Source organism: Streptomyces sp. NBC_00162, from assembly GCF_024611995.1.
GTDB lineage: Bacteria > Actinomycetota > Actinomycetes > Streptomycetales > Streptomycetaceae > Streptomyces.
In genome coordinates, this window is the sequence record NZ_CP102509.1 from 8050626 (window position 1) to 8072314 (window position 21689).

At 70.0% G+C, this 21689-nt stretch carries 20 protein-coding genes and 1 pseudogene; 13 read left to right on the forward strand and 8 right to left on the reverse strand.

All coding sequences use genetic code 11. The features are described from left to right. The first annotated feature begins 251 nt into the window (after positions 1–251). The 5 genes from JIW86_RS37090 to JIW86_RS37110 all read left to right on the forward strand — a co-directional run bounded on the left by JIW86_RS37090 (position 252) and on the right by JIW86_RS37110 (position 6919). Positions 252–2816: a molybdopterin-dependent oxidoreductase gene (locus tag JIW86_RS37090; RefSeq protein WP_257558715.1), complete on the forward strand. Its 2565-nt coding sequence runs from the start codon at positions 252–254 to the stop codon at positions 2814–2816. After that, entirely contained in the window at positions 2813–3778 is a 966-nt protein-coding gene (locus JIW86_RS37095; protein ID WP_257558716.1) for an FAD binding domain-containing protein, read from the forward strand. Before JIW86_RS37090 ends, JIW86_RS37095 begins: the two co-directional genes overlap by 4 nt. Before the next feature lie 260 nt (positions 3779–4038). Next, positions 4039–4692: a DUF4360 domain-containing protein gene (locus JIW86_RS37100; protein WP_257558717.1), complete on the forward strand. Its 654-nt coding sequence runs from the start codon at positions 4039–4041 to the stop codon at positions 4690–4692. 59 nt (positions 4693–4751) lie between these two features. Continuing rightward, positions 4752–5456: a DUF4360 domain-containing protein gene (locus JIW86_RS37105; RefSeq protein WP_257558718.1), complete on the forward strand. Its 705-nt coding sequence runs from the start codon at positions 4752–4754 to the stop codon at positions 5454–5456. A 227-nt stretch (positions 5457–5683) separates the two neighbouring features. Beyond that, positions 5684–6919: an MFS transporter gene (locus JIW86_RS37110; RefSeq protein WP_257558719.1), complete on the forward strand. Its 1236-nt coding sequence runs from the start codon at positions 5684–5686 to the stop codon at positions 6917–6919. A 48-nt stretch (positions 6920–6967) separates the two neighbouring features. Here JIW86_RS37110 and JIW86_RS37115 read toward each other — a convergent pair whose 3' ends face one another. The 3 genes from JIW86_RS37115 to JIW86_RS37125 form a co-directional block, all read right to left on the reverse strand. Continuing rightward, positions 6968–7351 (reverse strand): VOC family protein, encoded by a 384-nt coding sequence (locus JIW86_RS37115; protein WP_257559588.1) that lies wholly within the window; start codon positions 7349–7351, stop codon positions 6968–6970. A gap of 125 nt (positions 7352–7476) precedes the next feature. After that, entirely contained in the window at positions 7477–7860 is a 384-nt protein-coding gene (locus JIW86_RS37120) for a VOC family protein (protein ID WP_257558720.1), read from the reverse strand. A 176-nt stretch (positions 7861–8036) separates the two neighbouring features. After that, entirely contained in the window at positions 8037–9521 is a 1485-nt protein-coding gene (locus tag JIW86_RS37125) for a hypothetical protein (protein WP_257558721.1), read from the reverse strand. A 169-nt stretch (positions 9522–9690) separates the two neighbouring features. Here JIW86_RS37125 and JIW86_RS37130 point away from each other — a divergent pair, with 169 nt between their 5' ends. Together JIW86_RS37130 and fxsT are read left to right on the forward strand one after the other, a co-directional pair. Then, complete coding sequence (locus JIW86_RS37130; RefSeq protein WP_257558722.1) at positions 9691–10092, forward strand: hypothetical protein; 402 nt, start codon at positions 9691–9693, stop codon at positions 10090–10092. Between the two features lie 134 nt (positions 10093–10226). Then, positions 10227–12686 (forward strand): FxSxx-COOH system tetratricopeptide repeat protein, encoded by a 2460-nt coding sequence (gene fxsT / locus JIW86_RS37135; RefSeq protein ID WP_257559589.1) that lies wholly within the window; start codon positions 10227–10229, stop codon positions 12684–12686. Between the two features lie 54 nt (positions 12687–12740). On the opposite strand, the gene JIW86_RS37140 is transcribed toward fxsT, so the two are convergent. After that, on the reverse strand, positions 12741–13451 hold the full coding sequence (locus JIW86_RS37140; RefSeq protein ID WP_257558723.1) for an MOSC domain-containing protein: 711 nt from the start codon (positions 13449–13451) through the stop codon (positions 12741–12743). A gap of 83 nt (positions 13452–13534) precedes the next feature. Here JIW86_RS37140 and JIW86_RS37145 point away from each other — a divergent pair, with 83 nt between their 5' ends. Then, positions 13535–14182 carry a LysE family translocator gene (locus JIW86_RS37145; RefSeq protein ID WP_257558724.1) on the forward strand — a complete coding sequence of 216 codons (648 nt, stop codon included), beginning with the start codon at positions 13535–13537 and terminating at the stop codon, positions 14180–14182. Between the two features lie 99 nt (positions 14183–14281). Here the strand turns inward: JIW86_RS37145 and JIW86_RS37150 are convergent, their stop codons facing one another. The 3 genes from JIW86_RS37150 to JIW86_RS37160 form a co-directional block, all read right to left on the reverse strand. Continuing rightward, on the reverse strand, positions 14282–14857 hold the full coding sequence (locus JIW86_RS37150; RefSeq protein WP_257559590.1) for a MepB family protein: 576 nt from the start codon (positions 14855–14857) through the stop codon (positions 14282–14284). Positions 14858–15121: 264 nt separating this feature from the next. Further along, the gene (locus JIW86_RS37155) at positions 15122–15448 is read right to left on the reverse strand and encodes a GYD domain-containing protein (RefSeq protein ID WP_322975627.1); all 327 of its coding nucleotides are present in this window, start codon (positions 15446–15448) and stop codon (positions 15122–15124) included. Between the two features lie 95 nt (positions 15449–15543). Beyond that, positions 15544–15744, reverse strand: coding sequence for a hypothetical protein (locus JIW86_RS37160; protein ID WP_215140426.1), 201 nt, complete (start codon positions 15742–15744; stop codon positions 15544–15546). 175 nt (positions 15745–15919) lie between these two features. Here JIW86_RS37160 and JIW86_RS37165 point away from each other — a divergent pair, with 175 nt between their 5' ends. The 5 genes and pseudogenes from JIW86_RS37165 (at position 15920) to JIW86_RS37185 (ending at position 20735) form a co-directional block, all read left to right on the forward strand. Beyond that, positions 15920–16360 (forward strand): TetR-like C-terminal domain-containing protein, encoded by a 441-nt coding sequence (locus JIW86_RS37165; protein ID WP_257558726.1) that lies wholly within the window; start codon positions 15920–15922, stop codon positions 16358–16360. A gap of 173 nt (positions 16361–16533) precedes the next feature. Continuing rightward, entirely contained in the window at positions 16534–16695 is a 162-nt protein-coding gene (locus tag JIW86_RS37170) for a hydrophobic protein (protein WP_257558727.1), read from the forward strand. Positions 16696–16855: 160 nt separating this feature from the next. After that, positions 16856–18438: pseudogene (locus tag JIW86_RS37175) on the forward strand (FMN-binding glutamate synthase family protein). Positions 18439–18486: 48 nt separating this feature from the next. After that, entirely contained in the window at positions 18487–20214 is a 1728-nt protein-coding gene (locus JIW86_RS37180; protein ID WP_257558728.1) for a thiamine pyrophosphate-dependent enzyme, read from the forward strand. Between the two features lie 281 nt (positions 20215–20495). After that, entirely contained in the window at positions 20496–20735 is a 240-nt protein-coding gene (locus tag JIW86_RS37185; RefSeq protein ID WP_257558729.1) for a hypothetical protein, read from the forward strand. A 314-nt stretch (positions 20736–21049) separates the two neighbouring features. Here JIW86_RS37185 and JIW86_RS37190 read toward each other — a convergent pair whose 3' ends face one another. After that, entirely contained in the window at positions 21050–21631 is a 582-nt protein-coding gene (locus JIW86_RS37190) for a DUF2231 domain-containing protein (protein WP_257558730.1), read from the reverse strand. Positions 21632–21689: the final 58 nt, after the last annotated feature.

Below are 21689 nucleotides of genomic sequence, written 5' to 3' on the forward strand. Positions count from 1 at the left end.
CCGGCGCCGTGGATGCGCACGGATGGCGGGGAGAAGCGGGTCCGGTTCGTGAGGACGGCCGAGGGCCTGGTCCGGGGTACCTGTCCCGGCCGCAGCGGATGACGAGCGGAGGCGGCCATGACGGCTGCGAAGGCGCGGGCGCGTCAGCCGGGCGCGGCCGAACTGCGCCGACCCCGGGAGCGGGATATCAAGGAGCGTGAAGGTGAGCGCGAGGCCCGGCGGTCGCCACCCCACGGCTAAGGAGCAGTCTCGTGGAGTTCGAGGTCAATGGCGTCCGGCACGAGGTGGACGTGGACGACGACCCGGCCGCCGTGGAGGTGGTGCGCGACCGGCTGGGTCTGACCGGCACCAAGCTGGTCTGCGCGGGCGGGGTGTGCGGGGCCTGCACGATCCAGGTCGACGGTGAGCCCCGGGTGTCCTGCCTGACGCCGGCGGTCGGGCTGGCCGGCCGGCGCGTGACGACGGTGGAGGGCCTGTCCGGACACCCGGTGGCGCGTGCCTTCGCCGGCGAGGACGCCCTCCAGTGCGGCTACTGCACCCCGGGGTTCGTGGTCGAGGCGGCGGCGTTCTTCGAGCGGTGGCGGGCCGCGCACGGCCGCACCCGGCCAGGGCGGGAGCAGATCGCGGACGCGCTGGCGGGCCACCTGTGCCGCTGCGGCGCCTACGAGGGGATCTTCAGCGCGGTGGCCGCGGCCTGTGCGGGCGACTACGACACACCGCCGGCCGCTGGGCAGGCGCCGGCGGTCCCGCGCACCGAGGCGCCGGACAAGATCGACGGATCGGCCCGGTACACCACGGACCTGCGCCCCGACGGCCTGCTGGAGGGGGTGATCATCCGCTCGCCGCACGCGCACGCACACGTACGCTCCCTGGAGGCCGGAGACCATCCGCTGGTGCCGCTGCTGCCTCCCGACGGCGTGGTGCGGTACGTCGGGCAGCCGGTGGCCGCGGTCGCGGCGCCGGACCGGGCCTCCGCACGAGCGGCCGCGGCGCGGGTCACGGTGGACTACGAGGTGCTGCCGGCAGCCCTCGACGTACGCCAGGCCCGGACCGGCGAGGGCCCCTTGGTCTACGAGGACAAGGCGGCGCGCAAGCGGGCTCCGGGGTCCGGCGAGACCCCCCAGCTGGTGCCCGCCCGCTGGCGCGGCAACCTGCGGGGCCCGTCCGCCATGAGCAAGCGCCCCGCCACGGCCGTGCGCCGTATCACCGAGGCCCGGGCCCGGAACCCCGAGCGGGTGGTGGAGGGCGTGTTCACCACCGCCGCGCAGACCCATACCCCGCTCGAACCGCATGCCTGCCTGGCCCAGTGGGTCGACGGCATCCTCCACCTGGAGGTGTCCACGCAGTCGGTGAAGCACACCGCCGAGCTCGCCGCCGAGCGCTTCGGCCTGCCCGTCGAACGGGTGGTGGCGAGGGCCGTCCACGTAGGCGGCGGTTTCGGCTGCAAGATGGGGCTGACCTCCGATGTCGTCGCCGCGGTGGAGCTGGCCCGGCTGCACGGCGCCCCGGTGCGGGTGGTGCTGGACAGGGACGAGGAGCTCACCGACGGCGGATACCGGCCCGGCACCCGGATCCGGCTGGCGATGGTCGCGGACGCGGACGGCGATCTGAGTGCGCTGGCCATGGACGCGGACACCGACGGCGGGGTGTCGGTGGGCGGTACCGTGGCGGCACTCGCCCGCTTCATGTACGGCAAGGCCCCGCGCCGGCTCCGCGACTTCGACACGGTCACCCACCGACCTCCGGGCGCCCCCTTCCGCGGCCCGGGCGGACCCACGATGTGCTGGGCCCTGGAGCAGGCCGTCGACGAGATGGCCCACCGGCTCGGCCAGGACCCGATCGCCCTGCGCCGCCGCTGGGACGGCAACCTCAAACGGCACGCCCTGTACGACCGGGCCGCCTCGCTTCCGGTCTGGTCGGGCCCCCGCGGCGGAACCGGGCGCTTCCGCCGCGGCGTCGGCGTCGCGGCGGCCAACTGGCTGTACTTCCTCGATCCCGTCACCGAGGTCGAGCTCACCGTCGAGGACGGGGTCGTCGTCGCCCGCTGCGCCGTGCAGGACATGGGCACGGGCTCGCGGACCGTGCTGCGCCGGGCCGTCGCCGAGGGGCTCGGCGTGCCGGAGGGGAGGGTGCGTGCCGAGGTCGGCCGGAGCGATGCCGTCCACGGTCCCACCTCCGGCGGCAGCCGCACCACGCCCTCCATCGTGCCCGCCGCCGCGGACGCCGCCGTCCGGCTGCGCGACGCGCTCGGCGGCGGTGACGTCGCCGCCCGGCTCGACGCGGCGCACGGCGTACGGGTGACCGGCCGGCGCCCCCGCGACCGCCGGGGCTTCGTGAGCCCCTTCACCCTGGGCGGTGTGGCGATCGGCCGCGGCTTCACCGGATCGGTGCAGGTCGCCGAGGTCGAGGTGGACACGCGGCTCGGCCGGATCCGCCCGCTGCGCGTGTGGAGCGGCATTTCCGCGGGCCGCATCCACGAGGACCGGCTGGCCCGGAGCCAGTGCGAGGGCGCCGTCGTACAGGGCGTCGGCTACGCGCTGTACGAGGAGCGGCGCACCGACCCGGCCACCGGTCGGGTGCTGACCGAGAACCTGGAGGACTACCGCATCCCCGGGATCGGCGACACCCCCGAGATCACCATCCACTTCCATCAGGAGGGCTTCGAGCACGTCCCCGGCGGCGGTGTCGGCCTCGGCGAGATCGCCACCCTGCCCACCGCGGCGTGCCTGGCCAACGCGGTCCACGACGCGACCGGCTGGCGCCCGTACGACATGCCCATCCGCCCCGACCGGCTCCTGGAAGGACTGGGTACGTGAGCACCGAGCCCGCCCTCACCGACCTCTCGGCCGCCGTCCTGGCCCGCGGCGGGGAGCTGCGCGCCGGTGGCACCGACACCACCGCCCGGCAGCGCAGCGGCCTCTCACCCGGGCCGTTCACCGACCTGGGCGGCGCCGGCCACCTGCGCGGCACCACGCCGCTACCCGGCGGAGGGCTGCGGATCGGCGCCCTGACCACCCTCGCCGCGCTGGCCGCCGATCCGCAGGTGCGCGCCGGCTGGCCGGCCCTCGCGCTGTCGGCCGGGACCGCGGCCACTCCGCAGATCCGCGCCGCCGGCACCCTGGGCGGCAACCTGTTGCAGCGCAACCGCTGTTGGTACTACCGCAACCCGCACGTCAGCTGCCTCCAGAAGGGCGGCACCGGCTGCCCCGCGCGCGAGGGCGACCACCACTTCGGCGTGGTCAGCGGAGACGGCCCCTGCATCACTCCGCACCCGTCCACGCTCGCGATGGCCCTGCTCACCTACGACGCCGAGGCCGAGGTCCACGGCGAATCCCCGCGCAGCGTCGCCGACTTGTACGGGGACGGCGACCGGCTCTTCCACACCGACCACCTGCTGCCGCCGGACCGCATCCTAACCGCGGTCCGGCTGCCCGCGCCCCTGCCCGGCGAACGCGCCGCCTGTCACCGGGCCACCAGCCGGGCCCACGCCGAATGGCCCCTGGTCGAGGCCACCGCCCGGCTCGCGCTCGACGGCGCCACCATCACGCACGCCGCCGTCGCGGCGGGCGGGGTGGCGCGCGTCCCGCTGCGGCTTACGGAGGTGGAGGCCGCCCTGATCGGCCGGGAGGCCACCCCCGGAGTCCTCGCCGCAGCGGCCGCGACGGTACTCGCCCGCTGTCGGCCGCTGCCGCAGACCGGCTACAAGGCCACGCTGTTCAGCGACACCGTCCTGGAAGTCCTGGAACAGGCCGCCGGCCAGGCTGTCGCCGACCAGTAACCTCCCTGGGTTCGGCGGAACGGGTGGGGAAACCGGACATCGTCAAGGTCCGTCCTGACCGCTTCGCATGGCTGGGGCGGTGATGCCGGGCTGATGGGCGGCGTGCGGCGGGGTGCGGGGGATCGCGGTATCCGGCCAGGGATGTGGTGGGGAATGCGGTGGGCGCGTGTTGGCCGTATCGCGTCCTCCCGCCCCGCAGCGCTTGTGATGGCATGTCCATGGCGAATGCTTTACCCCTCCGAATGAATGGAGAACCGGATATGCCGCTCCGCAGAATGGCCGTCGGTGCCGCGATCGCGGTGTTGTCGGCCGTGGTCGCCCCCGCGCAGGCCCAGGCCGATTCCCCCGCTATTCCGCCGCCCGGCCGCATTACGGTCGACGTGGTCGGGGTCAACGGATCGGGCTGCCCCCAGGGGACCGCGGAGGTCGCCGCCGCCTCCGACAACACGGCGTTCACCGTCACCTACAGCAACTACCTCGCGCAGACGGGAGCCGGCTCCGGCGGCACCGAGTTCCGCAAGAACTGCCAGCTGGCCCTGCGGATCCACGTGCCCCAGGGGTTCACGTACGCCATCGCCCGCGCGGACTACCGCGGCTTCGCGCACCTCCAGCGCGGCGCCTATGGCCAGGAGCGCGCGAACTACTACTTCCAGGGCGCCGCCCAGACGGCCCGTACGACCCACCAGTTCAACGGCCCCTTCACGGACAACTGGCAGGCCGGCGACCAGACCGAGTACGCCGACCTGGTCTGGGCCCCCTGCGGCGAGGAGCGCAATCTCAACGTCAACACCGAACTGCGGGTCTACGCGGGCACGTCGAGCCCGCAGGCGCTGAGCTTCATGAGCATGGACTCGACGGACGGCAGCGTCAGCACCATCTACCACTTCGAGTGGAAGGAATGCCCCGCGGCCTGACGCGGACGCGTGAGCGCGCGAGCGCTGGAAACCCGACCCGACGGCCAGGAGTGACAACGATGTCTCACCTCTTGTCCCACAACCGCACCAGTACCCGCACCCGTACCCGCACCCGCGGCCTGCTCATCGGTGGTGCGGCCGCCGCCCTGATCACCGCCTCGACGCCCGCCGTGTCCGCAGGCCCGATCGCCGCCCCGCCCGACAAGATCGTGATCGAACTCGCCACCGTGAACGGCTCCGGCTGCCGCGAAGGCACCGCCGAGGTGGCCGTCGCCCCGGACAACACCGCCTTCACGGTCACCTACAGCGAGTACCTCGCCCAGGTCGGCCCCGGCGCCCCGCCGACCGCCTTCCGCAAGAACTGTCAGCTCAATCTCCGCGTCCACGTGCCCTCCGGCTTCACCTACGCCATCGTGCAGGCCGATTACCGCGGATTCGCATTCCTCCAGCCCGGCGCGTGGGGCCAGGAAAAGGCGAACTACTACTTCCAGGGAATGTCGCAGACATCCCAGCGCACCCACCAGTTCAACGGCCCGCTCAACGACAATTGGCAGACGAGCGACAAGACGGAATACGCCGACCTGGTCTGGGCCCCGTGCGGTGAAAAGCGCAACTTCAACATCAATACCGAGCTGCGCGTGAACGCCGGCACGTCCAACCCGCAGACGTCCACGAGCTTCATGGCCATGGACTCCACCGACACCAGCGTCAGCACCCTCTACCACCTCGCCTGGCAGGTGTGCCCCAACCCGAAGAAGGCGTAGCGCAAGAAGAGGGGGTGCGGGCCGGGACCGGACGGTTCCCGGCCCGCACCCCTTCCGCGGCCAAGGCTGCTGTCCAAGCGGCCCTCGTCCTGCACCTCAAAGCCGCCACGCAGTGAGGTCCGAGCAGGTTGCACGGCTCGTTTTCCCGCAACACTCTTGCTATTGCAAGTAACAGGCAGAAAGCTTGGTCAGTGCTTACTGTCGACCCCGGGAAGCGGAGCCTCGTCATGCCCGAACTGCTGCCGGATACCGGCCCACAGCGTGCCCTCGCCGCCTCGAACTTCGTCTACACCGTCGGCAGTGGCCTCTATCTGACCGCCGGGGTCCTGTACTTCACCGAGGCGGTCCACCTTCCGGCAGCCCAGGTGGGCCTCGGACTTGGCATCGCCGGTGTCGTCTCGTTGGCCGTGGGCATCGCTGTCGGCCATCTCGCGGACCGGCACGGAGCACGCGGCGTCTACGCGATCACCCTCGTCGTCCAGGCGCTGGCCACTGCCGGCTTCGTACTGGCGGACAGCTTCTGGCTGTTCGTCCTCGCGGTAGGAACGGCCACCGGCGCCAAAGCGGCCGGTTTGGCCGCACGCAGTCCGCTCATCAGGCACTACGGAGGGGACCGACCGCAGGCGTTCCGTGCCTATCTCCGCGCCGTGACCAACGTGGGCATCTCCCTCGGCGCCCTGCTGGCGGGCTGGGCCGTGCAGGTGGGCACCCTGCCCGCCTACCAACTCCTGGTCATCGGCAACGCGGTCGCCTTCGCGGCTTCCGCAGCGATCCTGATCTGCCTGCCGCCGGTCACACCTGTCCCCACCGTCGGCGGCCCGCGCTGGATCGCCTTGCGGGACCGTCCCTACCTCCTGCTCACCGCCCTCGACGGCATCATGGCCGTCCAGTTCAAGGTGCTCACGGTGGCCATCCCGCTCTGGCTGGTCACGGCCACCACCGCCCCGCGCTGGCTCATCTCGGGCACCATGCTCATCAACACCGTCATCGTCATCGCGTTCCAGATGCGAGCCAGCCGCAGCATCGATTCCCCGGGGGCGGGCGGAGCTGCCTACCGCCGAGCGGGTGTGGCCTTCCTCGTCTCCTGCTCGCTGATCTCGCTGTCCGCGGGGATACCGGCGTGGGCCGCGGCCACGCTTCTCATGACCGCGATGGTGATCCACACGATCGGCGAGCTGTGGCACTCCGCCGCAGGCTTCGAAGTGTCCTTCGCCCTCGCCCCGCAGCACGCCACCGGCCAGTACCTCGGAGTGTTCGGCCTGGGCGCCGGACTGGCCGAAGCCCTTGGGCCGGCCCTGCTCATCTCTCTCTGCATCACCTGGGGCCGCCCCGGGTGGTACGTCGTAGGAGTGCTGTTCACCGTGACGGGTCTGGCAGCACCACTCGCCGTCCGCTGGGCGCAACGCCAACAGCACGCTCAGCAGACACACCCAGAAGTCGCGTGGAAGGCAGCAGCCGCCTGAAGGGACCGAACGGTGTCGTACGAAACCGGCCAGGACGGCGCGTCGGCGTCAGGAATCCGTGGCGGCTCGGTCGGACTCACTGCGCAGAACGCAGAATTCGTTGCCTTCGGGATCGGCAAGGATCGCCCAGCCTGAACCATCAGGATTCCGGTGATCAGCGACAAAGGTGGCACCGAGGCCCAGCAGCCGGTCCACCTCCTGATCGCGCGAGGTCTCAGGGCGCAAACACAGATGGATCCGATTCTTGATCGTCTTGGCCTCGGGCACCTGGTTGAAGTACAGCACTGGGCCCTCCGCCAGCAGCACCTGAGTCTCCCGGTCACCCGGTCTGACATCCGGATGCATCGGACGGCCCGTCACACTGCTCCAGAACCGGGCCAGCTCATAGGCATCCGCACAGTCAATCGCCACGTTCTGCAAAACCGAAACCATGCGCCCCAGCCTTCCTGATTTCCACTCCAGACGCCACTGAGCTGCACTCATCGTTCGCGGACGCAGCGCAGGCCCCCTGGCAGCAGTCTCGATATACGCCCTGGAAGGCTCGATGTGGCGGGACGTCAGATGGGCTTCAGCTGAGTGCGCAAGAGGCAGAACTCGTTGCCCTCGGGGTCGGCCAGGACATGCCAGCTCTCTTCTCCGGTCTGGCCGATGTCGACAGGCACGGCGCCCAATGCGAGCAGCCTGGCCAGCTCGGCGTCCTGGTCGCGGTCGGTGGCGTTGACGTCGATGTGGATCGGGAGCTTCCCGACCCGGGGGTCGCGGCCCGCGTTGATGACGAGCGTTGGCTGTGCTCCGCCGAATCCGACGCCGGGCGGGCCGATTTGGATGCTGCCGTCACTTTCTCGAGCCAGCTCGACGTAGCCGAGGACATCGCACCAGAATGCGGCCAGCCGGCCTGCGTCTTCTGCGTCGATGACGAGTTCGCTGATTCGGGATGCCATGGAGCGAGGATAGGTGCGCCGGCCCGGCCCCGGCACTGTCCGACCCGCACGATCCAGTGGGCCACCTGTCCGATGACCCGGACGAAGTTGTCTTGCCCACGAGCAACTGCACCGCCCGACGCGGTTGCTCGGACCGGCTACGGCCACCATCCACACACCTGCCGCTCCGGCGGCTCTCAGCGCACGACGCCCGCGACATCGAGCAGTTGGTGCATGAGCTCGGCGGGCAGTGCGGGGTTGGCGGCCGCCGTTCGCGGCATTCCGCCACCGCCGAGCAGTTCGATGAGCCTTGGGCCCGGCAGGCGCGGGTCGGCCGCTGCACGGCAGCGCACCATGCCTTCCGTGTCGTGGGAGAGCCCTTCGACGAGTTCCGGTTCGGCCTGCGGGTCGAAGAGGGCGGCATACCGCAGACGGTGGTTCGGGTCGTCCGCGAACCGGGCCAGACCGGGACGCACGAAGTTGCTGCGGTACGCGAGCATGCCCCAGCTCAGCCCGTTCCAGTCGGCGAACATCTCCACGAGCAGCTCGTGCGGTGCGTGGTCGTTCTCGCAGAGCATCAGCCTGACGCAGTAGTCGTCGTCGGCTGCCAACCGCGCGATCACGTCGGCGGGCAGCTCCGGTGCGCATGTGACGCCCCGGCGCAGCAGGATGTGGCTGGAGGCCGCGATCTCGCGCAGCGCATCCGGGTCACCGAAGCGCTCCTCCACCCAAGCCGGCACCGGATGGCGGCCCACGGGCACGGTGTAATCGATTGCCGTCCGCTGCTCCTCGGTCACATCCGCGCGAAGGGACACGGCGAGACGGACGGAGGGCTCGGGGTCGGCGGCCAGCGCGAGGGCGAGTGCGGTGGGTACGTGTGGGTTGCGGGCGGCCCCGTCCCGCAGCCAACTGTCCTCGTGGGCCGCGAGGAGCGCGGCCAGGGCCGTGTCGACGGGTGCGGTCAACGCGGCGTCGCGGCGGCGACGTTCGTCCGCCTCGGCGAGGAAGTCCTCGACCGTCGTCGGCAGGGGGACCTCGACGTGAGTGGCGCGTTCGACCGCCTGGCGCACCTGGGGATCGGGGTCGGCCTCGACCGCGGCCCGGACCTCCGGGCGCAGCCTGGGCCAGCTCCCGGAGTAGATGGCGGCGGCCCGGACGCGGGGGTCTGGATCCTCGGTCAGCGAGAGCAGCGTTTCGTCCGGCAGGCCGGGCAGCCCGGCGGCGGCGAAGAACCGCAGCCGGGCCTCCGGGCCGGTGGCGAGCCGTACGGTCACCTCTGTCGGCAGTTCGACGCCGTACTCAAGCGCCATCCCCACCGCGACGCGTCGCACCTTCGGGTCTGGATCCTCAGCCAGCACGGCGAGCGCATTCGGAGGCAGGTGCGGATTCCTGGCGAGGATCTCACGGACCCGCGGGTCGGGGTGCGCGACGGCGGCCATCGCCATCTCGGGCGACAACTTCCGATAGGCGAGCCAGTATTGGGCGTCCGGCAGCGGGTCGATCGTGAACACGCGGCGCAGCACCTCCTCCGGTGCCGCGCTGTTCACGGCGAGCCCCGCGATCCACTCTGCATGCAGATCGGTGTCGGCCTCGAGCAGCCGCAGGGCATCGGCGCGGTCCGCGTCCGTCGCCTCCGACACGCCGAACGCGACGCGCGTCAGCTGATCATCTTTGTGTGCCATGGAACGATCTTCTCAAGCGCCGGTACACAGGTGGCTGCCCTCCTTCGCTATCCGGGTCCGCACCGCCTCCGACTCGCGCTACCGTCCCAATGAGGCCATCTGACGGGCTTTGGACATACGAGGCGGGGGGCTGGAGATGTCAGGACTTTTAGGGCCAGGACGGGTTGCCGTGTGGGTCGTTGCGGTGCTCGCGGGCGTTCTTGCTGTCGGGCTGATCGGGGTCGCAGCGCTGGTGGATCTCGAAACGGGGGACCGGACAGCGAGCATCGTCGGGGCGGTGGTCAGCCTGGCCGGTCTGGTCGTGGCGGTGATCGCCCTCGCGCAAACCTCCAGCGGGAGCGGCGGCGGAGGCGGTCGCCGGGTGCGGGCCGGCCGAGGCGGGGTCGCCGCCGGCGGTGATCTGACCGGTAACGCCATCGGTCGAGGTTCCACAGTCGTCGGACCGCAGAGCGCAACCAGGGCAGGTGGCCTCAGGGGACGCGCAGCCGATGTGGACGCCGGCCGCGACGGGGTCGCTGCGGCCGGTGATGTGCGGGACAACGCTCTCGGCGACGACAGTGAGCGCCGATGAGTCCCTTCTGGCAGCTGCGCCGCAGGAAGCAGGCGGCCGCCCGCGTAGCGGAACCCTCTGCTTGCCAACGGCGCGCGCAGCCGGAAGGGGAGTCGCCTGAGGGCTCGTTGCACGTGGACGTGCGTGAGGGGGGTGTGGGAGCAGGTGGGGACGCAACGCACAACGCGGTCGGCGAGAACAGCCGGGTCTACGACAAACGGCGATACGAGTACCACGTACACCCTGCAGCGGCAGACACAGTGCGGTGGCCGCTGGAAGTCGGCTCCGTGCCGGCGTTGGCGTCGGCGTTCCAGCCCCGCTCCGCGCTGCGGGAGCGGGTCGACGCCGCCCGCTCGTCAGGGAATGCTGCGGTGCTGACACAGGTATTGTCCGGCGGCGGCGGTGTTGGGAAGTCCCAGCTGGCTGCGTCCTACGCGGCCGAGGCCCTCGGCGATGGCACCGATCTGGTGTTGTGGGTGCCCGCGACCGAGGTGCAGCAGGTCATCGCGCTCTACGCCCAGGCCGCGGTCCAAGTGGCTGCTCCGGGCGCGGTCGGTATCAACCCCGAGGATGACGCCCGGGCGTTCATGGCGTGGCTGGCGACCACGCCCCGCCGGTGGCTGGTCGTCCTCGACGGCATCGCCGACCCGTCGGGTATGGACGGGTGGTGGCCCGCGAGTCGGAGTGACAGCGGATGGGTTCTGGCCACCACCCGCCTTCAGGACGCCCGTATCACCGGCGGCGGTCGACGCCGTGTCAACGTCGACGTCTACACCGCCGCTGAAGCCCTCGCCTACCTCCAGGTCCGGCTCGCCGACGACGATGCCGGCCATCTCCTCGACACCGCAGCCGGAGACCTGGCCGAGGCGCTCGGGTATCTGCCGCTCGCTCTCGGGCACGCCGCCGCCTACATGATCAATGAAGACCTGAACTGCGCCGAATATCTGGTCCGCTTCACGGACCGCCGGCGCCAGCTCGACCACGTGCTGCCCCCGACGGCCGACACGGAGGGCTACGGCCGACAGGTGGCCGCGACTCTCCTGCTCTCCCTCGACGCCGCCCAACGCACCGAACCCGCAGGCCTCGCCGAGCCGGCCCTGCGCCTCGCCGCGCTCCTCGACCCCGCCGGCCACCCACACACCCTTTGGACCACCCCCGACATCTGCGACTACCTCACCCAACACCGCACCCGCCCCGCCGAGACCGCCGAAATCCCGCAGGATCCCGTCACACCGGAGCAGGCCCGAGCCTCTCTGCGCACCCTCCACCAGTACGCACTGCTCAACGTCGACACCCGCCGCGAACACCGCGCTGTGCGCATTCACGCCCTCACCGCCCGAGCCGCCCGCGAAACCACGCCCGCGGCAGACCTCCCGACCCTGGCGACCACCACAGGGGGAGCCCTCCTGCGCATCTGGCCGGATGTCGACCAGCATCACCCCGCCCTGGCCGCAGCACTGCGGACGAACACCGACGTACTCGCTGACCACGCAGGCGACCACCTCTGGCAGTCCGAAGCCAATCGGGTGCTCTTCCGCGCCAGCCGCAGCCTCTTCGAATCCGGCCTCACCACAGCCTCCACCGCCTACTGCCAGCGCATGGCCTTCGATGCCGAGCATTTCCTCGGACCGGAGCATCCCGACGTCCTGACGGCCCGGGGCAACCTTGCCGTCTCTTACAGCCAAGCCGGACGCGCCGAGGAGGCCATTGCCCTGGAGGAGCAGGTTTTCACCGATTCCCGGCGCATCCTCGGCCCCGAACATCCGGACACCCTGGCCTCCCGGGCCAACCTCGCCACGTCTTACGCGGAGGCCGGGCGCACCACCGCCTCCATCCCCCTGCTGGAGCAGGTACTGGCCGACCGGGTGCGAATCATCGGGCCCGACCATCCCAGCACGCTGACCACCCGGGGCAACCTGGCCGCTTCATACAGGGAGGTCGGACGCATCGCCGAGGCCATCACCCTGGAGAAGCAGGTCATCATGGATCGCACGCGCATCCTCGGCCCGGACCACCCCACCACCCTGGGCGCCCAGGCGAGCCTCGCCGTGTCCTACTGGGAGGTCGGACGCACAAACGAGGCCATCACCATCGAGGAGAAGGTCCTGGCCGACAGCAAGCGCACACTCGGCCCCGAACACCCCCAGACCCTCACAGTCGCAGCCAATCTCGCTGCTTCCTACTCACAGGTCGGACGTACGAAACAGGCCATCGCCATTGAGGAGACGGTCGTCGCTGCGTACGAACGGGTCCTGGGTTCCGAACACCCTGACACCCTCACGGCTCGTTCCAATCTCGCTGCTTCCTACTCACAGGTCGGACGTACGAAACAGGCCATCGCCATTGAGGAGACGGTCGTCGCTGCGCGCGAACGGGTCTTGGGTTCCGATCACCCTGACACGCTCATGGCTCGATCCAGCCTTGCAGTCTCCTACTGGCAGGCCGGACGGAGGGAAAAGGCCTCGGCCATCCTGGAAATTGTGCTGGCGGATTGCGAGCGCGTCCTCGGCCCCGAACACCCCAACACCCTCAAGGCGCGTGCCAACTTTGCAACCGTCGACCGACGGTCACGCCGTGGCGGGGCTCGACGAACCCGTTGGCGGCCCTGGCGGTAGGTGTGGTGTCGTACGGGACTGACGAGCGACTGCGTCGCGTGGCGGTGGCCCTCGTCAGATGAGAGCGACGGCGTCCCCGGAACGTACCGTGCCGGGCACCACCACCGTGGCCAGGGCATCCAGCCGGGCGTGATGAGCCTTCGCGATGACTCGCAGAACCAGCGGGGAATGAGGCAGGTCCTGCTGGGCCTCATTGGTCATGACACACCGCTCGCTGGAGCGCACGAACTCCACACAAAGGGCAGTCCCGATGCACGCCTTGCATCCGAACCACTCGTCCTCGACGAAGGGACGGGTACCCGGTGGGGTCCGAACCAGGAGATTCGGCCGGAAGCGCCGTTCGTCGACCGGAACACCGGGAACGGCCGCGCGCACCCAGTCGAGGGTGGCTGTGGTCAGGATGCTGAGGGGAAGCTGGTCGAAGTGCGAGACCTCTTGCTCGCGGGTCAGTTCGACGTCCTGTCGGCCAAGGTATCGGCGAAGGTAGGCAGTTGGATCCGCAAGGGTCACGCCGTGCGGATCCAGCAGTTCGGGCTGCTCCATCCCGTCCGGGTAGCGGGAGCGCAACTGCAGCAGGCCGGGCATCCGGCGGAATCTTCGGGTGTTCTTGCCCGAGCCGAACTTGCCCTTGCTGTCGCGCACCGCGAAGAGGCGGTCGCCGACCAGGCCGCGGGAGTCGACATCCGCTTGCTGCAGTTGTTCGCCTCCCGTCGACTTGATCGGATAACGCCATATGCGCTCGACCGTTCCTATGGTGTACGTCATTCAGTAGACGTTACAAGAGCCTTCCTGCCCGATTTCGGGCAGGAAATGGGAAGTTGGTCATGCGGGCGTTACAGTGGTCACTCATGATCACTGCCTCCGCTCTGGGGTCCTTCGCGCTGATCGTGGGACTCCTCACCCTCACGCCCGGCCTCGACACCGCCCTCGTACTGCGCACCGCCGCACTGGGTCACAACAGTTGCGCCTGGGGCGTCGTCCTCGGAATCCAGACCGGCACCCTCGCCTGGGGAGTGCTCAGTTCGCTCGGCATCACCGCAGTACTGACCGCCTCCCACCTCGCCTACGCGATACTCCGTTGGGCAGGGGCCGTGTATCTGGTCTGGGTGGGAAGCCGGATCGTGGTGGCGACCCTGCGCCGGCGGGCTCGGGCGGATCTCACCCGGGCCGAGGACGCGCGCGAACCGGATGCCGACGGCGGCTTCGGGAGCGGCTGGCGCCGGGGTGCTCTGACGAACCTGCTCAACCCCAAGGTGGGTGCCTTCTACATGGCTGTCCTGCCGCAATTCATTCCGGTCGGCGCCCCGCACCTGACGACCGGGACCCTGCTGGCCGGCGTGCACATCCTGCTGGGCTTGCTCTGGTCGGGCGTGCTGATTGCATTCGCCCAGGTGCTCCGCGGCAGCCTTCGGCGCCCCTCGGTACGCCGGATCCTCGACCGGATCAGCGGCACGGTCATCGCGGGCTTCGGCGTGCACCTCGCTCTTGGCGACTGAACATCATCGCGGTGCGCGGCCCGTGCCGCGCGTTCGCCGCGGCTACGTGCCTCAGCCCGCGATTGCCCAGATGAGGCACCTGTTTGCGGTCAAGCAACGTCATCGCTGCCCACGGGGGTGATAGAGCGCGTGGGCGCGGGGGATGTCGACGGGCTCGTCTTCGGGCAGCTGGAGCCAGTGTTCCACCTGCCAGGTCTGGGTGCTTCGGGCTTGGCGGTTGGTGGTGGTCACCCACGGTGGATAGACGCGGAATGCCCGTTTCCCGCCGGAGCCGTTCGTCGATACGATGTCCCGTTCGCGGAGCACGTCTCGCGGGAACACGAACTGCCCGAACTGTTCGTCCTCGCAGGTACTGATGACGAACAAATCAACGGGATCCTCGGCATCGAAGGGCTGGATCGGCCCGCTTGCCGACCTCTTCCACACCGTGACGAACTGGCCGAGCTTCGTCGGGGTCGTCTTGGCTGCGCGGAACCTGACCGAGAGGCCGTCCAACGTGAACTCGCATGCCCCGTACTCGGCGCTCTCCGCTTCGGGCATCGGCTGTGAGCACGTGAACCCACTCGGGTCATACGCCAGCCTCTTCGCTCTCAGCAGGTCAGCGGGGATTCCCGGCTTGAGTGACCAAGGCTCAGGATCACGTGCGCCGAACACCGAAGAGACCTCACGTTCCATCGCCATTCCCGCATCTTGCCAGATTTCGAACGCGTGAACGAATTAAGCTCACCGGGCCGGCCTCTCTGGCGGCGAGCAGGGGTACGGCCGTGCCGTCGGTGCGGCTCCCGCGTACGGCTACCAGGCGCTGCGCGAGCAGGACGCCATTGCGGTGGCGGCGGCCTCGGACACGGCGCGGGTCTCTGCAGGCGGGCACCGAAGTGCGACGCCCTCGCGGTGGCGCACGAGGACGTCGATCAGGGAGGAACTCATCGGTCTGGACCGCTACGCGCCCGGCGCCCGGTACTGGACTCGCTCGGCCTTGCGCAGGGCATCCATGGTTTCATCGACGGTCAGGAGAACCGTCGTCTCGAACGAGCCAAGCGCGCCGCCTCCACTGATCGCCAGCGCCACCGCGGCCATGGACACGTTGTCGGGGGCCTCCCACAGGTTGTAGCCGTCGTGCGTGCCGAAGGCGTACCAGAAGCCGTGGAGCTTCCCGCCGACGGACTCGATGTACGCCTGAGCGGCCTTCGTGCGGTCCTCGGGGCGGACGATCAGCCTCGCCCAAGTCTCCGGTGTGTAGCTGAACCTCGATAGGTAGAGCGGCATCATGTCTCCCTTTCGTTGCTCGTTCCCGGGGCCGGGGAAGCAGCGCAGAGCAACGCCCCTTGCCGGACGGCAAAGGGCGTTGCGGGGCGCCACTGTCAGTTGTTGGAGCCGACCGTGTTGTCGTGGCCTGCGTTGAACACGTCGTCGGCCGCGAACTGGAGCCAGTCGCCGAAGACGAACGTGTACGAGGGCTCAGGCTGGAAGTTGACATTCACGTCGGCGCTGGCGGCGGACGCACCGCCGAGGATGACGACGCCGGCAGCGAGGATGGTGACGAGAGAACGCACAGATCGCACGAATCCACCTTTTTCGAGTGGGTAAGGAACACCCTCGAAGGTAGGGAGGGGGCGCCTCGACGTCTCGCCGCCTGTCCGCTCACAGGCAACTTCAAGCCGAATGGCCGAGCGCGCCGTCGGTAGCGCGGCCTGCCGTTGCTGGGATCCCGGCCCGGGGTCCGGTAGACCGCCGTCTGTGTGTTCGAAGCCATCGGCCTCCGGAGGGCCCGATCCCCGCGACGACCTCGTCACCACGCTGATCAACAACGTGTACACCTCGCTGGCCGACACCGTGGACGCCGCGTGGGGCGCCGCCCCGGACGCGGCGCACCGCGTATGTACCGGCATCACCGCCCTGGCGGCCGCCGCCTGGCCGCACCCCGAACACCTCCACGCCGACAGCGACTTCGGATGGGCTGATTTCGACGCCGGCCTCCTCGAAAAGGTCCGCCCGGCGTTCCCCGACCTGCCCCCGGCTGCCGTGGCCCTCGCCCTGCGCATCTGGGGCCACCTGCACGGCGTGGTGTCACTGGAAATCTACGGCCACCTGCAGACCCAGACCTCCAGCCCGGACATACTCTTTCGCGCCGAACTGGCCCAGCTCATCCGATCATTGGGCATCACCATGAACGGGTGACGGTGGCACTGGAGTAAGGGGTGCGGTACACCCGGCCCGAGGATGTCGCCGAGGCCGAACTGCTGCCCGCCCTGCGGAATCCCTGAGCGCGTATACAGAGTTCCAGCGATGTGTGAATTCGGGCGTGTGGGCGGGCAGGGTCGGGGCACAAGGGCTTTCGGAGGTTGATAATCATGGTTCCCTTGCTTCTCGTTCTACTGCTGGTCCTGATTCTCTTCGGTGCGGGTTTTGCGCTGAAGGTCCTGTGGTGGGTCGCAATCTTCGTGCTGGTGCTGTGGCTGATCGGTTTCGTCGCCCGCCCCAAGAGCGGAAGCGGCCGCTGGTACCGCTGGTAGAGGGCCCGGGTGAAACCCGAATGTCGGGGGCATGTGGACCAGCGCCGGTACGTACCCCTAATGAATGAAGCGTCGAGGGCGGGCCGGCCGGAGGAGTTCAGGCCGAGAATGAAAAGAGGGACGGCCGAATGGCGGCCGGACTTCGGGACACAAGCGCGATGTGCTGAAATTACTCGTGGTAGCTGTCCTCGGCTCGCTCACGGTGGGCGCTGTCGCCGCCGCCGTCCTGGTCTCGCCCTGGTGGTCGGCTGCGGCCGCCCCCTGCTTCTCCTCGCGCTGGTCGCCGTCCACGACCTCGTGCAACGACGGCATTCCGTTCTGCGGAACTACCCGCTGCTCGGACACCTGCGCTTCGCGCTGGAGGCGCTGCGGCCGGAGCTCCAGCAGTACTTCATCGAGCGGAACTTCGATGGCCGCCCCTTCGACCGTGACACCCGCAGCATCGTCTACGAACGCGCCAAGGGCACCGACGCGGAGGAGCCGTTCGGCACCGAGCTCGACCTCTACCGGGCCGGCAGCGAGTACCTCGTCCCGTCCATGGCCCCCCGACCGGTGAGCATCGTCCCTCCCCGGGTCCGCATCGGCGGACCCGACTGCACCCGGCCCTACGACATGGCTCTGCTCAACGTCTCGGCGATGAGCTTCGGCTCGCTGTCGGCCAATGCCGTGGTCGCCCTCAACGCCGGCGCGGAGCTGGGCGGCTTCGCCCATGACACCGGCGAGGGCGGCCTGTCGGAGTACCACCTGCGCCCGGGCGGGGACCTTGTGTGGGAGATCGGCACCGGATACTTCGGCTGCAGGACGGACGACGGTGACTTCGACGAGCGGCAGTTCGCCGAGAAAGCGGCCCACGAGCACGTGAAGTGCGTGTCGCTGAAGATCAGCCAGGGCGCCAAACCCGGCATCGGAGGCGTCCTGCCGGGTGCCAAGGTGAACGCGGAGATAGCGAAGGTCCGCGGGGTCCCGCAGGGGCAGACCGTGATCTCGCCGCCTTTCCACCGCGTGTACTCCACACCGCGCGAGCTCGTGCGCTTCCTGGCACGGATGCGCGAGCTCACCGACGGGAAGCCCGTCGGGTTCAAGCTGTGCGTCGGATCGCGCCGTGAGTTCCTCGCCGTGTGCAAGGCCATGCTGGAGGAGGGCAGCACACCGGACTTCATCGTCGTCGACGGCGCGGAGGGCGGTACGGGCGCGGCGCCGATGGAGTTCGCGGACCACGTCGGCCTGCCGCTCGGCGAGGGGCTGATGGTCGTGCACAACGCCCTCTTGGGCAGCGGGCTGCGCGAACGGATCCGGATCGGGGCCAGCGGCAAGGTCGCCACCGGCAGCGACCTCGTCAAACGCCTGCTCCAGGGAGCCGACTACACCAACGCCGCCCGCGCCATGATGTTCGCGATCGGCTGCATCCAGGCCCAGCGTTGCCACACCAACACCTGTCCGGTCGGGGTGGCCACCCAGGACGAGCGGCGCGCCCGCGCCGTCGACATCGCGGACAAGTCGCAGCGCGTACGGCGCTACCAGCAGGCCACGGTCGAGAGCGCCCTCCAGATCATGGCCTCGATGGGGGTCGACGACGCGCGCGGGTTGCGACCCCACATGCTTCTCCAACGGGTGGACCCGCACACCGTCCGTTCCTATGCCGAACTCCACACGTGGCTCACCCCGGGACAGCTGCTCGCATCGGCGCCCGCCGACTGGGCATCCGACTGGCAAGCGGCCGACCCGGACCGCTTCACCCACTGAACCCGGCACCCGCACCGAGGGAGCCGCACCGGACCGAGGGGTACTCCTGTGGCACGCACCGTCGCCCACGTCATCGTCGGCGCACTCAAGGAACTCGGCGTCCAGCACGTCTTCGGAGTCGTCGGAGACGCCTTGAACCCACTGACCGATGCGATCCGCACCACGGACGACCTGGACTGGGTCGGCTGTCGCCACGAGGAGGCTGCGGCCTTCGCGGCCGGAGCGCAGTCGCAGCTCTCAGGCACCCTCGGCGTGTGCATGGGCACGGTCGGACCGGGCTCCGTCCACCTCCTCAACGGGCTTTACGACGCAGCCAAGAGCCGCGCCCCCATCCTCGCCATCTGCGGTCAGGTGCCCCTCGCCGAGATCGGCAGCGACTACTTCCAGGAAGTCGACAACGACCTGCTCTTCCGCGACGTGGCCGTCTACCGCGCAACCGTCACCTCCCCGGAGCAGATGCCGCGAATGCTGGAGTCCGCCGTACGCGCTGCTGTCGGCCAGGGCGGAGTGGCCGTCCTGACCGTGCCCGGCGACTTGGGCGATCAAGAGCTGAGCGACGACCGTCCCACGCGGTTCGCCCTCGACCGCGCCGTCACGCGCCCGGACGATCCGGCCGTCGCCGAGGCCGCCGAACTCCTGAACTCCGCCTCCCGCGTCACCCTGCTCGTGGGCCACGGAGCCCGCGAGGCCCGCGCCGAAGTACTCCGTACCGCAGAGCTGCTCGCCGCACCCATGGTGCTCACTCTCAAGGCGAAGGAGGGCTTCGAGGACGACAACGCCTTCCAGGTGGGCCAGACCGGTCTGATCGGCAACCCTGCGGCCGCCCACGCGCTCGACCACGGCGACGCGCTTCTCATGCTGGGCACCGACTTCCCCTACCGCGACTGGTATCCGAAGGACTGCAAGGTCGTCCAGATCGACACCCGCGAGGAGCACCTGGGCCGCCGGGTGCCCCTGGACGTGGGTTTGGCCGGGGACGTGGGGGCAACGCTGCGGGCCCTGCTGCCGCTCCTGAAGGAGGCACCCGACCGGGCCCACCTGAAGGATGCGCGGGAACGGTTCGCGCACTGGCAGGAAGGACAGCAGCGCTTGGCCGACCCGAATCACGAACGCCGCTGGACCGGCAAGCTGCGGGCGGCCCTGGACAACAGGGACCACGAGATCCGCCCCGAAGCACTGGCCGCCGCAGTGGACACGTACGCAGCCGAGGACGCCGTCTTCACCTCCGACACCGGCATGGCGACCGTCTGGCTCTCCCGTTTCGTCACCATGCGCGGCAGCCGGCGCCTGATCGGCTCGTACAACCTCGGCTCGATGGCCAACGCCATGCCCCAGGCCCTCGGAGCACAACTCTGGGCACCCGACCGCCAGATCGTCGCCTTCTGCGGTGACGGCGGCCTGAGCATGCTGCTGGGCGACCTCATGACGATCAAAACCTACCAACTGCCGGTGAAGCTCGTCGTCTTCGACAACCGCCGCCTGGGCATGGTCAAGCTCGAACAGGAGCAGGCCGGTCTGCCCGAGTTCGGCACGCAACTCGACAACCCCGACTTCGCCGCGGTGGCCGCCGCACTCGGCCTCACCGGCATTCGCGTCACCGACCCGGCTGATCTGCACGACAGCGTGCGCAGGGCGTTCGAGACTCCGGGCCCGGTCCTGCTGGACGTCCTGACCAACCCCGAGGAGGTGGCCGTGCCCGGGAAGCCGGCCGTGAGCCAAGGGTGGGGCTTCGCCATCGCCAAGATCAGGGAGGTCCTTCCGAGCGGGGAAGGCTGACGAGCGGCGCCAGCGGGTTCAGGGACTCGTCGTGCCGGGTGCCGGCGGGGCCGGACGGGACGAGACGGTGCGGGAACGCGCGGACCGGCAGTGGCAGGAGCTCATCGAGTTGGGCCGCGCGCCGGACCACCACAGCCCTCGTTCTGCTGCCGGCCACCTGCACCGCGGCCCTGCGGGTTCAGGGCGCCCCACCCCTGCGGGGGGAACGATGGTGGATGAATCGTCTGAATGGGGCGGGGCAGGGTAGTCGCTGGAGACGAGTACCACCGGAGGAGGCCAAGATGACGGCTCACGAGAAATCCCGGCGTCACCCGCGTACCACCCCGTCCGAGGCAGTAGGCGAGAGCGGGGACCGCGAGGCCCGCCAGCAGGCGGACGACGCCGTCGTCCGGCGTTCGGGCGACGGCGAGGCGGATGCTGGAGGCCACGCGGCCAAGCGCCAGCGCCCGGGCATCGGCCGCGAGGAACAGGCCCGCCCGGACCCGGCCGTCCGGCGGCGGTCGGGCAGCGAGGACCACTGAGAACGGCGAGAAGCAGTTCGCCTTGCCCACAGTCCCGGTCGGTGGCTGCGACTCACCGAACGGAATGACCTGAATGCGTACCGAAGCGGCCAGGGCCGCGGGGGTGGCCACCCTCGCATCCGGTGTAGCGGTCGCTTGCCGCCCCGGGTTGCGGGCGCCCCCAGCGGTCAGCCCCAGCAGGGTTCCTCCGCACTGCTCATCCGCGCCCTGGGAGTCCGGGACGCGGCCATCGGCGCAGTGACGGTGAGGGTTCCTGCGGATGCGGCGCTGCGTACTGCCGTCCTGTGCCGGGTTTGCGGTCGATGCGGGAGACTTCAGGTTGCGGGAAGCGCTCCGACCGCCTGCCGATAGGCCACGTGCCCGCCGAGCGCACCGCTCACGGCGACTGCCGTCAGCCCGCCCCATGACCACAGCCTGCCCTTCGCCGAGTGACTGCGCAGCCGTGCCGTCAGGGACGCGGTGTAGCAGGCCACCGCAGCCACGTTCGTGACCGCGTGGGCCAGTCCGACCCGCGCCTGCGCGGGCGGCAGGTCGGCCCAGTCCGCCCAGCCGGCGATCACTGCCGGGGCGACCCCGGCCAAGCCGACGGCCGTGAGGGTGGTGGCCGCGCGCTGCGCTCCCGGTACGACGTCCAGCACCGCGGCCGACAGCCAGCAGCCGATCGGCACCTGCACCAGAACGGGATGCAGAGGATGGCCCAGCGGCCTGCCACGCAGCAGCTCGCGTGCCTCGCCCAACGGGAGCGAGCGGATTCCCCGCTGGAGGATCCGGATCGCGGGGTCGGCCGCCGTCGTGCGTTCGATACGGTCGAGGGCCGTCAGCCACCATGCCGAGGCAGTCTCCAGGGCCGAGGTTTCCTTGGTCTCCGGCGAGGTGTAGCGCGCGTATGCGTTCATGCACAACGCCTACCCGGCATGGCGCCGCCATCCCGCCGGAGCCTCGACAGCACCCGAA

What these genes read in the sequence shown, in the direction of transcription:
- JIW86_RS37100 (WP_257558717.1), top strand. Translation starts at nt 4,039, where the DNA reads ATGCCGCTCCGCAGAATGGCCGTCGGTGCCGCGATCGCGGTGTTGTCG.
- JIW86_RS37105 (WP_257558718.1), top strand. Translation starts at nt 4,752, where the DNA reads ATGTCTCACCTCTTGTCCCACAACCGCACCAGTACCCGCACCCGTACC.
- JIW86_RS37110 (WP_257558719.1), top strand. Translation starts at nt 5,684, where the DNA reads ATGCCCGAACTGCTGCCGGATACCGGCCCACAGCGTGCCCTCGCCGCC.
- JIW86_RS37115 (WP_257559588.1), bottom strand. Translation starts at nt 7,351, where the DNA reads ATGGTTTCGGTTTTGCAGAACGTGGCGATTGACTGTGCGGATGCCTAT.
- JIW86_RS37120 (WP_257558720.1), bottom strand. Translation starts at nt 7,860, where the DNA reads ATGGCATCCCGAATCAGCGAACTCGTCATCGACGCAGAAGACGCAGGC.
- JIW86_RS37125 (WP_257558721.1), bottom strand. Translation starts at nt 9,521, where the DNA reads ATGGCACACAAAGATGATCAGCTGACGCGCGTCGCGTTCGGCGTGTCG.
- JIW86_RS37140 (WP_257558723.1), bottom strand. Translation starts at nt 13,451, where the DNA reads ATGACGTACACCATAGGAACGGTCGAGCGCATATGGCGTTATCCGATC.
- JIW86_RS37145 (WP_257558724.1), top strand. Translation starts at nt 13,535, where the DNA reads ATGATCACTGCCTCCGCTCTGGGGTCCTTCGCGCTGATCGTGGGACTC.
- JIW86_RS37150 (WP_257559590.1), bottom strand. Translation starts at nt 14,857, where the DNA reads ATGGAACGTGAGGTCTCTTCGGTGTTCGGCGCACGTGATCCTGAGCCT.
- JIW86_RS37155 (WP_322975627.1), bottom strand. Translation starts at nt 15,448, where the DNA reads ATGCCGCTCTACCTATCGAGGTTCAGCTACACACCGGAGACTTGGGCG.
- JIW86_RS37170 (WP_257558727.1), top strand. Translation starts at nt 16,534, where the DNA reads ATGGTTCCCTTGCTTCTCGTTCTACTGCTGGTCCTGATTCTCTTCGGT.
- JIW86_RS37185 (WP_257558729.1), top strand. Translation starts at nt 20,496, where the DNA reads ATGACGGCTCACGAGAAATCCCGGCGTCACCCGCGTACCACCCCGTCC.
- JIW86_RS37190 (WP_257558730.1), bottom strand. Translation starts at nt 21,631, where the DNA reads ATGAACGCATACGCGCGCTACACCTCGCCGGAGACCAAGGAAACCTCG.